We start from the raw sequence: 10,831 nt of genomic DNA, 5'->3' as shown, positions 1-10,831 counted from the left end.
GCACAAGTGAGCGGCCGTAGGCCATATAGATACATAGGCCGCGCAGCGGCCTTCCGCACCGAACGCGGAGGACCTGTCTGAGCAGCGAGGGTGGGCGCCAAGGTCTCCCCGCGAAACGCCCAAGTGTACAAAGCGATGGCGCAGCCGAGCCCGCGATGCCGAAGGCGAGCCCTAGGCGAGGTGCGAAAGAATGCCCGGCATGCCCAGCGCCCGTCCCCGGTAATCCGCGAAGAACCAACAAAAAGCCCCGCAATGCGGGGCTTTTCATCTCACGCGGCAAAGGCGTTACGCCTTCTTGCGCGGTGCCGCCTTCTTGGCAGCGGCAGCGGCCGGCTTTGCGGCAGCCGGCTTTGCAACGGCTGCGCCGCTGACGACGTCAACGTGCGGACGGGCATTGCCATAGCTGGAACGGTTGATCTTGCCGCGACGGGTGCGGCGGTCGCCCTTGCCCATGGGAAACTCCTTGATTCTGAATGATGAAGAGGAACGGCCGGCCATCGTATCAGCGGCGGCGTAAATGGCAAGCCTGACGGCGGTTCAGTGAACGTGCTGACCGCTCTTTGCGCAGCCTTCCAGCTCGTCCGGACAGTGGCCCGGGTCGAACTGGACCGTGGCGTGACCCACCTGCCAGCGCTCGAGAAGCATGGTCTTGATGGCCGTGAGACAGCGCGCCGGATCGGCGCCAGGCCGCAGTTCGACATGCAAGGTGGCCATCCGCGAGCCGGCGGTGACCTGCCAGACATGGACGTGGTGGATGTCGAGAATGTTCTCGTCGGCCTCGCGCAGACCCGTTTCGATGTCGACCAGATGCACGCCCTCGGGCGTGCCCTCGAGCAGGATGTGACCGGAGCGCCGCAGCAGGGACCAGGCACTGCGCAGGATCAGCAGCGACACCAGGATCGACAGCGCGGGATCCGCCCAGAGCCAACCCGCCCAGCGCACGGCCAACGCGGCGAGCACCGCGGCGACCGAGCCGAGCAGGTCACCGAGCACATGCAAGCTCGCGCCGGCGATGTTCACGTCGTCGGGATCATGCCCGTGCAGCGTGCGCAGCACGACCACGTTGGCGACCAGGCCGACCGCCGCCACGATCAGCATGACCCCGGACAGGATCGGCTGCGGATCGAACAAGCGCTGCACCGCCTCGACGACGATGAAGGCGACGAGGGCGAACTGGGTCAGCGCGTTGACGAAGCCCGCGAGGACCTCGATGCGGCCGTAGCCATAGCTGCGCCGCGCATCGGCCGGCCGGGCGGCGAAACGCGCACCAAGGAAAGCGAGCAACAGGGCAAGCGCATCCACCAGCATGTGGCCGGCATCGGCCAGCAGTGCGAGCGATCCGGAGACCAGTCCACCGGCCGCTTCGACGAGCAGCATGATCAGCGTCAGGACGAAAGCGAACAGCAGCTTCTTCTCGCTGCTCCCTTCGAAGTGGCTGTGGTCGTGCGCGTGAGCCTCGCCGTGCGAATGGCCGGCGTGGTCGTGGGAGTGATCGTGTGCCATGCGCGAAGGCTAGGGAATCCGGCTGCGGTTACACAATCACGAGTGCGCGCAGGACGGGCCGTGGATATGGCCGGCGTGTTCGCTGCGATCGACCCGCAGGTTCACGAAGTGAGCCGAGGCCAACAGGAAGCCGCCGCAAGTGACCAGTACGCTGTGCACGATCAACGAGTGGCTGTGCAGGACGGTAACGCCCAGCACCAGCAGCATCAGGCCCGGTGTCGCCAGGATCAGTGGCAGCCGGCGACGGTGTCGACGAAAGCCCGAGACCAGAGCGGCACTGGCGAGGACACAGGCGAAGGCGACGAAACCCGCTTCAAAGCGGTGATCGGCGAGGAACGACAGCCCGAGCACCGGGAGCAGCGCCAGCACGAACGGCAGCGCCGCGCAGTGGATCGCACACAGGAACGACGCCAGTGCCCCCACCCGATCGGCGGCGTGCCACCAGCGCTTGGGCGCCTCGGCATCGGCATCGGCAGGTGATTCGACGGGGAGATCGGTCATGGGATGCATAGCGTGACTTCTTGCACGGGTCCAGGCAAGATATGTTACTTTATAACATCACTTAAGCCAAGCACCATCGCGCCTCCCCGTGTGGGAGCCGCTTCAGCGGCGATATCCAGCGCGAAGCGACCCCATCATGGACAGCCAGCTCCCTGATCAGTGGCAGTTCTTGCAGATGCCGTGGACTTCGAGCGTCTGGGCCTGGGGGCGGAACCCGAAAGCCTTGGCCTGTGCCTCGATCAGCTCGGCGACTCGCTCGTCGCAGACTTCCTGCGCGCAATGGCACTTGTCGCAGATCAGGAAAGGCACCTGATGCGATTCGGCAGGATGGTGACAGGACACGTAGGCGTTGATCGACTCGAGCTTGTGGATGAAGCTGTTCTCGAGCAGGAAATCGAGTGCCCGGTAAACCGTCGGCGGCGCGGCATTGCCGTGCTTCTCACGCAAGCGGTCGAGCAGGTCGTACGCCTTCACCGGCTTGCCCGCACTCGCGACCAGCTCGAGCACTTCACGACGCAGCGGCGTAAGCCGCAGGCCACGCTCGTTCGAGGCATGCTCGACCGCCGCGACGAAGCTGCGCGCGTCATCGTGGTGCTCGTGATCGTGTCGGTGGGCGGCTTGCGTGGTCACATCGAAATCCTCGTGTGCGTCAGTCTAACATGAGGCCACGTCAGCGTTTTTTCGAGCCCGGAAGCGGCGGCGGCTGCGCCGCTCGCTTCGCCATGAAGGGAATGATCCAGCCGAAGGGCCCCAGTACCAGCGCCCCAACGATTCCCGCCATGAGCCTGCCCCGCCACCAGCCAAGCAGGGCGCCGACGAGGACGAAGAAGACCTGCCAGGCAATCAGGCTCCCCCAGGGCACCAGGCCCATGAGGTTGCTGAAAATGTGCAGCGACGCAGCGGGGTCGTCGGGATCGACCCCTCGCATTGCCTGCGCGAGGAGTTCATCCACGCGAGCGGACGAGCGCCTCGTCGATACGCGCGATCGCACCCTCGCGGCCGGCCAGGAAGATGGTGTGCTCGATGGAGGGCGAGACCTGGGTACCCGTCATCGCGACGCGCAGCGGAGCGGCCACCTTGCCCATGCCCAGTTCGAGCGACGCCGCGACGCGCTCCACCGCGCCGTGGATCGCTTCGGGCGTCCACTCGGCCAGCGCGGTCATTTCGGCTTTGGCGGCCTCGAGGGCCGACGCCGCCGTTTCGGTGCGCAGGTGCTTCTCGATCGCCTTGTCGTCCCATTCGACGATCGGCCCGTACCAGATCTTCGCGCGTTCGGCCATTTCCTTGAAGGTCTGCACGCGGTCGCGCAGCGCCACCACGACATCCGCCGGGTTCGGGCCCTTCGACGCGTCGATGCCGATCCTTTCCAGGTGCCAGGCGAGTTCCGGACCGAGCAGCGCCGGATCGTCGGTCTTCAGGTAGTGCTGGTTGAGCCAGGAGAGCTTGGTGACGTCGAAGCGCGAGGCCGCCTTGTTCACGTCGGCCACGTCGAACAGGGTCTTCATTTCCTCGACCGAGAAGATTTCCTGGTCGCCGTGCGACCAGCCCAGGCGAACGAGGTAGTTGAGCAGCGCGTGCGGCAGGAACCCGTCGTCGCGATACTGCATGACGCTGACCGCGCCGTGGCGCTTGGACAGCTTCTGGCCGTCCGGGCCGAGGATCATCGGCAGGTGCGCGAACTCGGGCACGGGGGCACCGAGCGCCTTGTAGATGTTGATCTGACGCGGCGTATTGTTGACGTGGTCGTCGCCACGGATCACTTCCGTGATCCCCATGTCGATGTCGTCCACGACCACGGCGAAGTTGTAGGTCGGAAAGCCATCCGAACGGAAGATCACCAGATCGTCGAGTTCTTCGTTCGACCACTCGATGCGCCCCTTCACCTTGTCGTCGAAGACGACCGTGCCGGTCGCGGGATTCTTGAAGCGGATGACCCGGTTCGGATCGTCGCGAAGCGGCTCGTCGCGATCGCGGTAATAGCCGTTGTAGCGCGGCTTCACGCCCGCCGCCATGGCCGCGTTGCGCATGGCCTCGATCTCTTCCTTGGTCTCGTAGGCGTAATAGGCCTTGCCCTCGCGCAGCAGCTGCTCGGCGACCTCACGGTAGCGATCCATGCGCAGCGTCTGGTAGTACGGGCCTTCGTCATGAACCAGGCCGAGCCACGACATGCCGTCGAGAATGGCTTGCACGGCTTCCTGCGTGGAGCGCTCACGGTCCGTGTCCTCGATACGCAGCACGAACTCGCCGCCACGGCGGCGGGATTCCAGCCAGCAATACAGCGCGGTGCGGGCACCGCCGATATGGAGGTAGCCGGTGGGACTGGGAGCGAAGCGGGTACGGACGGTCATCGTGTGGGTCGTTCGGCAGGCAAGACCGCGATTTTAACCCAGTGCCGCTGTCATATGCCGGTCATGCCCCGATAACCGCCCCGACACGCCTGTGCGCGAGCATGCGTCAAGCCAGGGCCAGAAGGGGCACCGCCATGCGAGTCGGCATCGTCACCGAGACGTACGCACCGGACGTCAACGGAGTAGCCCTTACCGTCCAGACGCTTGCCCGCGGACTGCTACGGCGAGGTCACACGGTCGACCTGATCCGGCCGATCCATCCGGACACGCCGCCGCTGGCCGACGCCGGCATGGATGTCCTGGCCGTCGAAGGCGCCGCACTGCCCCGCTACTCGGGCCTCCGCTTCGGCCTCCCTGCCCGCTTCCGCATCGAGCGCCGCTGGCGCGCCGAACGCCCCGACGCGATCTACGTGGCCACCGAAGGCCCGCTCGGCTGGACCGCGGTCAGCGCCGCTCGTCGTCTCGGCACTCCGGTGGCCACGGGCTTCCATACCCGCTTCGACTTCTATGTCGGCCACTACGGGTTCGGCGCGCTGACACCTTTCGTGCGGCGTTACCTCGCACGCTTCCATCGTCGGGCGCAGACCACCCTGGTGCCGACAGGTCAGCTGGCCGGAGAACTCAACGACCTCGGCGTGCACGACGTGCGGGTCCTGCGTCGCGGCGTCGATACGCTGCGCTTTCATCCGGAACGCCGCAACGAATCCCTGCGCGAAAGCTGGGGCGCCGGCCCGGATACACCGGTGATGCTTAGCGTCGGCCGCGTCGCACCGGAAAAGAATCTCCACGTGGTGATCGAGGCCTACCGGGCCCTGGCGCGTCGCGTCCCCGAGGCACGCTGCGTGATCGTCGGCGACGGTCCGGGCCGGGCCGCCCTGGAAGCCGCCAACCCGGATGTCATCTTCGCTGGCACGCGTCGCGGCGATGTGCTGGCCGCGTTCTACGCCAGCGCCGACCTCTTCGTCTTTCCCAGCCTGACCGAAACCTTCGGCAACGTGGTCCTGGAGGCGATGTCTTCCGGCCTGCCCGTCGTGGCTTATGCCGAGGCGGCCGCACGCGAATTTATCCGCAACGGACAGAACGGCATCCGCATTGCGCCGGGCAACGAGGGTGGACTTATCGAGCGCGCCGCCACCCTGGGCGCCGACGCCACGGTGCGCACGGCGATGGGTCATGCCGCGCGCACGTCCGTCGCCGGCCTTTCGCCCGAGTCGGTCGTGAACGACTTCGAAGCCATCATGCGGTCCCTTTCCGAGGAGAATGTCCATGAGCGCAGCACCGCCGTCGCCGCGTAGGGCGAACCTCGACCGCCGCATGTGCGTCGCCGCCAATCGCTGGGGCGCACGTCGCGCCATCGGCATTTTCTTCGGCGCCATCAGCCGTCTCGGCGATGGTGTCTTCTGGTATTCGCTGATGACGGTCATCGCCGTTGTCGGCGGCTGGCACGGCGTCGCCGTCGCCGCCCAGATGGCGGTCACGGGTTTGACCGCATTGATGCTCTACCGCGTGCTCAAGCGCTGGACGCGCCGCCCGCGCCCCTTCCGTACCTGCCCCGGCGTGATCGCCCACGTGCCGCCGCTCGACGAATTCAGCTTCCCGTCCGGGCACACGCTTCAGGCGGTCGCGTTCACCGTCGTCGCGGTGGCGCACTACCCGATCCTCGCGCCCTTCCTGATCGGCTTCGCGGCGCTCGTCGGCGCTTCGCGCGTGGTGCTCGGCCTGCACTATCCGAGCGATGTGCTGGCGGCGACGGCGATCGGGGCCGGCCTTGGCACGCTTTCGCTCTGGGCGGAACGCGTGCTGGTCTGAGTCACGCCAAAGAAAAGGCCCGGCGCAAGCCAGGCCTTTCTATTCCATATCGCGCGGGTCCCTGCCCAGCAGAGCGAGAGCATCACGCCGCGGCGCGGGGCGCCTTCTGCAGGATGCCGAGCATCGCGCCGAGTTTGTCGCGCATCTCGCGGCGGTCGACGATCACGTCGATCGCGCCGTGCTCGACGAGGAAGTCGGGACGCTGGAAGCCTTCCGGCAGGGTCTCGCGAACCGTCTGTTCGATGACGCGCGGACCGGCGAAGCCGATCAGGGCCTTCGGCTCGGCGACATTGATGTCGCCCAGCATGCCCAGGCTGGCCGACACACCGCCGGTGGTCGGATGCGTGAGCACCGAGATGTAAGGCACGCCGGCGTCGCGCATGCGCGCCAGCGCAGCCGAGGTCTTGGCCATCTGCATCAGCGAGAACAGGCCTTCCTGCATGCGTGCGCCACCGGTGGCGGCGAAGCAGACCAGGGCGCTCTTGTCGGCCAGGGCACGCTCCGCGGCACGGGCGAACTTCTCGCCGACCACCGAGCCCATCGAACCGCCCATGAAGGCGAACTCGAAGGCCACCGACACGACGGGCCGATCCAGCAGACGGCCGGACATGGCGATGAGCGCATCCTTTTCGCCCGTCGCCTTCTGGGCGGCGGCGACGCGATCCTTGTACTTCTTCTGGTCCTTGAACTTCAGCGCATCGACCGCTTCCATCTTCGCCCAGAGCTCGGTGGTGCTGCCCTCGTCGAAGAAAGCGTTCAGGCGAACGCGCGCGCTGATCGCGTGATGGTGGCCGCATTTCGGGCAGACCATCAGCGACTTCTCGAGCTCCGGCTTGTAAAGGACGGTGCCGCAACCGGCACACTTCTCCCACACGCCCTCGGGCACCTTACCCTTGTTGTCGCCGGCCGCGCGCTGCTGCGCGCGGGTCTTCGGCGTCATGATTTTCTGCAGCCAGTTCATCGTTCTCTCCGTGTATCCGTTCTAACGCAACGGCCGTTCAGCGCGCGTCGAGCGCAGCGCGGATCGGCGCGAGGAAGTCATGTGCCCTGCCGGCGAGGTCGTCCGCCGAGGTCGCGCCGGAGAGGCGATCGACCAGGGCACTGCCGATGACCACGGCGTCGGCGAAGGCGCCGATCGCCACCGCACTGGCCGCATCGCGGACACCGAACCCGACGGCCACCGGAGCCTTCGACCGGGCCCGGATGCCTGCCACGCGCTCGGCGATGTCGCCGGTGCTCAGCTGGGCCGCGCCGGTGATGCCAGCGAACGACACATAATACAGGAAGCCCGCCGCCGCCTCGCTCAGTGCCGCGAGGCGCGTCTCGGTGGTGGTCGGCGAGGCGAGCAGGATCTGGTCGAGGCCGGCTGCCCGAAGGGGCTCGAGCACGTGCGACTCCTCCAGTGGGCAGTCGACCATGAGGATGCCATCGATGCCTTTTTCGACGGCATCGTCGGCGAACTCCGCGTAACCGTACATTTCAATCGGATTGAGATAACCCATCAGGACGATCGGCGTCTCATCGTCGGTCTCACGGAAAGCCGCGACCCAGGCCAGCACGTTGTGCAGGCCGACGCCCTTGGCGATAGCGCGCTCGCTGGCGTGCTGGATGACCGGGCCGTCGGCCATCGGGTCGGAGAACGGCACACCCAGCTCGATCACGTCGGCGCCGGCGGCGACCAGGGCGTGCAGCATCGGCACGACATCGTCGGGCGACGGATCGCCGGCGGTGACGAAGGGAATCAAGCCCGTGCGGCCGGCGGCCTTCAGCGCCGCGAAACGGCGTTCGATGCGGCTCATCAGAGTTCGATTCCTTCACGCTCGGCGATGGTGTGCACGTCCTTGTCGCCACGGCCGGAAAGATTGACGAGCACCAGGCCCTCCTTGGGCAATTCGCGCGCCAGCTTGATGCCCTGAGCGATCGCGTGGCTCGACTCCAGCGCGGCGAGGATGCCCTCGGTGCGCGCCAGCAGATGGAAGGCTTCCAGAGCCTCGTCGTCGGTGATACCGACATACTCGGCGCGGCCGGCATCCTTCAGGAAGGCATGCTCGGGACCGACGCCCGGATAATCCAGGCCGGCCGATACCGAATGCGTCTCGACGATCTGACCGTTTGCATCGGACAGCACATACGTGCGATTGCCGTGCAGAACGCCCGGCTTGCCGGCGGCCAGCGAGGCGGCATGACGGCCGGTTTCGATGCCATCGCCGGCAGCCTCGGCGCCGACGATGCGTACGTCGTGGTCGTTGAGGAAGGCATGGAACAGACCGATCGCGTTCGACCCACCGCCGACACATGCGGTGATGACATCCGGCAGGCGGCCAAATTGCTCGAGGACCTGCTCGCGCGCTTCGCGGCCGACGATCGCGTTGAAATCGCGGACCATCTGCGGATAAGGGTGCGGACCGGCCACCGTGCCGATGATGTAGAAGGTGTCGGCGACATGGGTGACCCAGTCGCGCATCGCTTCGTTAAGCGCATCCTTCAGCGTCTTCGAACCCGACGTGACAGGGACCACGTCGGCACCGAGCAGGCGCATGCGGTAGACGTTGATCTTCTGGCGCTCGATGTCCACGGCACCCATGTACACGACGCACTTCAGGCCCATGCGGGCGGCGACCGTCGCACTGGCCACGCCATGCTGGCCGGCGCCGGTCTCGGCGATGATCCGTGTCTTGCCCATGTGCCTGGCGACGAGCGCCTGGCCCACGGTGTTGTTGATCTTGTGCGCGCCGGTATGGTTCAGGTCTTCGCGCTTGAGCAGGATTCGTGCGCCACCGACGTGCCTGGACAGGCGCTCCGCGTGGTAAACCGGGCTGGGGCGGCCGACGTAGTACTTGAGATCGCGGTCGAGCTCGGCGATGAAGGCGGGATCCGTGCGCAACTTCTCGTAGGCGGCGGTCAGTTCGGCAAGCGGCTCCATGAGCGTCTCGGCCACGTAGATGCCGCCGTAGGCCCCGAAGCGCCCATGCGCATCCGGGTAGGCGTGGAAATCGACGATCTCGGTCATTGCCTTCTCGTTATCTTCGTACAGCGGAAATGAAGCGTTCCATCTTAGCCCGATCCTTGATGCCCGGCGACGACTCGATCCCACTGGAGACGTCCACCGCCCAGGGCCGAGCCAGGCGGATCGCCTGCGCCACGTTGTCCGCACTGAGCCCGCCGGCGAGGATCAAAGGCTGCGCAAGATCCTTCGGCATGAGGGACCAGTCGAACCGTTGCCCACTGCCGCCCTGCTCGCCCAGGCCGTGCCCATCGAGAAGCAGGCCGGCGGCCCGGGGGAACCGATGCAGGCGGTCGAGCGCGGCCTCGCCCTCACCCATCGCGATGGCCTTGGTATAGCGCACGCCGTATCCGGCGCATTGCTCGTCGGTTTCGGCGCCATGGAACTGCAGCATGTCCGGGCGCAGCACACGCAGGATCTCGTCGATGTAGGCAGGCTCGTCGTCCATCACCAGCGCCACGATGGTCACGTAGGGCGGTACGGCGTCGCGCAGTCGCGCCGCGGCGACCGGCTCGACGAAGCGCTTGCTCCGCCGCGTCATGACGAAGCCGATCGCGTCGACGCCGAACCGCGCGGCCAGTTGCACATCCTCGAAGCGGGTGAGCCCGCAGAACTTGATCCGGGTCATAAGGTCACTTCCTGGGGCAGGCCCCAGTGGGCTTCGTAAAGAGGGCCCAGGAAGGTCAGCCCCTCGGCGGGCGCGGTCGCACCGGCCACTTCGCGGTCGCGGCCGGCGAGCAGTTCCGCCATCCAGCCGATCCCTTGTTCACCGCGGCCGATCGGCAGCAGCGAGCCGACGATGTTGCGCACCATGTGATGCAGGAAGGCGTTCGCCTCGATCTCCACCACGACATGGATGTCTTCGCGGAACACGCGAATCGAACGCACGTTGCGGCGTGCATGCGCGGCCTGGCAGGAGATGGCACGAAACGCGGAAAAATCGTGCTCGCCGACGATCGCTTGAGCCGCCTCGTGCATCGCCTCGGCATCGAGCTGGCGACGCTCCCAGGCAACAAAACGCGCGTCCAGCGCAGGCCGGACGAAACGCGGCAGGATGCGATAACGATAGCGCCTGGCCCGCGCGGAAAAACGCGCATGGAAGTCGTCGGGCACCGGCTGTGCCCAGGTCACCGCGACCGAATGCGGCAGGTTGGAGCACGCGCCGAGAATCCAGCCGCGCAGGTCGCGGACCACGTCGGTGTCGAAGTGGACGACCTGGCAACGCCCATGCACACCGGCGTCGGTACGCCCCGCGGCGGTCACTTCGACCGGCGTATGCGCGACGAAGCTGAGCGCCTTCTCAAGCGAACCCTGCACGGTCTTCGCGTGGCTCAGCCGCTGCCAACCAAGGAAGTCGGTGCCGTCGTATTCGACGCCAAGGGCAATACGCATGAGGTAGGTCGGTGCTTTGGAAACGGTAAAGGGTAGCACCCTGGGTGGGGCCGGATTGGGTTGCTTCTCGGGGTTGCTTCTCGGGGTTGCTTCTTGGGCTCGCCTTCGGCATCGCAGTCGTTCGGCTCGCGTCGCGTCGCAAGAGCCGGCGGGTCTCACCCTCGGGGCACCGTCTACGGCGACCCGCGTCGGAAGGGCCGCGTGCCGCGGCCGTGTACTTATTGCCCTACGGGCCGGGTCGGGCTCCGCCCGGGGGTTTCCGAATCGGCTTCCT

13 protein-coding genes are annotated in these 10,831 nt (G+C 66.6%); 2 read left to right on the top strand and 11 right to left on the bottom strand.

Annotation, left to right across the window (positions count from 1 at the left end; translation table 11 throughout):
• Positions 1-285 precede the first annotated feature (285 nt).
• The 6 genes from VM621_RS02240 to gltX form a co-directional block, all read right to left on the bottom strand.
• A complete protein-coding gene (locus tag VM621_RS02240; RefSeq protein WP_107913073.1) occupies positions 286-453 on the bottom strand; it encodes a 30S ribosomal protein THX in 168 nt (55 codons plus the stop codon).
• An 84-nt stretch (positions 454-537) separates the two neighbouring features.
• Positions 538-1,503 (bottom strand): cation diffusion facilitator family transporter, encoded by a 966-nt coding sequence (locus VM621_RS02235; protein ID WP_325467365.1) that lies wholly within the window; start codon positions 1,501-1,503, stop codon positions 538-540.
• Between the two features lie 36 nt (positions 1,504-1,539).
• Positions 1,540-2,004, bottom strand: coding sequence for a MerC domain-containing protein (locus VM621_RS02230; RefSeq protein WP_325467364.1), 465 nt, complete (start codon positions 2,002-2,004; stop codon positions 1,540-1,542).
• Between the two features lie 156 nt (positions 2,005-2,160).
• Positions 2,161-2,634 carry a transcriptional repressor gene (locus VM621_RS02225; protein WP_325467363.1) on the bottom strand — a complete coding sequence of 158 codons (474 nt, stop codon included), beginning with the start codon at positions 2,632-2,634 and terminating at the stop codon, positions 2,161-2,163.
• 40 nt (positions 2,635-2,674) lie between these two features.
• Positions 2,675-2,956, bottom strand: coding sequence for a hypothetical protein (locus tag VM621_RS02220; protein WP_325467362.1), 282 nt, complete (start codon positions 2,954-2,956; stop codon positions 2,675-2,677).
• On the bottom strand, positions 2,949-4,352 hold the full coding sequence (gene gltX, locus VM621_RS02215) for a glutamate--tRNA ligase (RefSeq protein WP_325467361.1): 1,404 nt from the start codon (positions 4,350-4,352) through the stop codon (positions 2,949-2,951). Before gltX ends, VM621_RS02220 begins: the two co-directional genes overlap by 8 nt.
• Before the next feature lie 134 nt (positions 4,353-4,486).
• On the opposite strand from gltX, the gene VM621_RS02210 reads away from it, so the two are divergent.
• Both VM621_RS02210 and VM621_RS02205 read left to right on the top strand, forming a co-directional pair.
• A complete protein-coding gene (locus VM621_RS02210) occupies positions 4,487-5,647 on the top strand; it encodes a glycosyltransferase family 1 protein (protein ID WP_325467360.1) in 1,161 nt (386 codons plus the stop codon).
• On the top strand, positions 5,619-6,161 hold the full coding sequence (locus VM621_RS02205) for a phosphatase PAP2 family protein (protein WP_325467359.1): 543 nt from the start codon (positions 5,619-5,621) through the stop codon (positions 6,159-6,161). The genes VM621_RS02210 and VM621_RS02205 overlap by 29 nt, the downstream gene beginning before the upstream one ends.
• A gap of 82 nt (positions 6,162-6,243) precedes the next feature.
• Here the strand turns inward: VM621_RS02205 and accD are convergent, their stop codons facing one another.
• Genes accD through truA form a run of 5 tightly spaced genes read right to left on the bottom strand, consistent with a single transcriptional unit; the run spans position 6,244 to position 10,557 of the window.
• Positions 6,244-7,122, bottom strand: a complete 879-nt coding sequence (accD, locus tag VM621_RS02200) for an acetyl-CoA carboxylase, carboxyltransferase subunit beta (protein WP_325467358.1) — start codon at positions 7,120-7,122, stop codon at positions 6,244-6,246.
• Positions 7,123-7,159: 37 nt separating this feature from the next.
• Complete coding sequence (gene trpA, locus VM621_RS02195) at positions 7,160-7,960, bottom strand: tryptophan synthase subunit alpha (RefSeq protein ID WP_325467357.1); 801 nt, start codon at positions 7,958-7,960, stop codon at positions 7,160-7,162.
• A complete protein-coding gene (trpB, locus tag VM621_RS02190; protein ID WP_325467356.1) occupies positions 7,960-9,171 on the bottom strand; it encodes a tryptophan synthase subunit beta in 1,212 nt (403 codons plus the stop codon). Before trpB ends, trpA begins: the two co-directional genes overlap by 1 nt.
• 10 nt (positions 9,172-9,181) lie before the next feature.
• Positions 9,182-9,793 (bottom strand): phosphoribosylanthranilate isomerase, encoded by a 612-nt coding sequence (locus VM621_RS02185; RefSeq protein ID WP_325467355.1) that lies wholly within the window; start codon positions 9,791-9,793, stop codon positions 9,182-9,184.
• The gene (gene truA / locus VM621_RS02180; protein WP_325467354.1) at positions 9,790-10,557 is read right to left on the bottom strand and encodes a tRNA pseudouridine(38-40) synthase TruA; all 768 of its coding nucleotides are present in this window, start codon (positions 10,555-10,557) and stop codon (positions 9,790-9,792) included. Before truA ends, VM621_RS02185 begins: the two co-directional genes overlap by 4 nt.
• Positions 10,558-10,831 lie beyond the last annotated feature (274 nt).

The sequence above is a fragment of the Luteibacter sp. genome (genome assembly GCF_035539195.1).
Taxonomy (GTDB): Bacteria; Pseudomonadota; Gammaproteobacteria; order Xanthomonadales; family Rhodanobacteraceae; genus Luteibacter.
The sequence above is the reverse complement of the archived record's forward strand: the minus strand, read 5'-3'. Positions and strand labels throughout refer to the sequence as shown.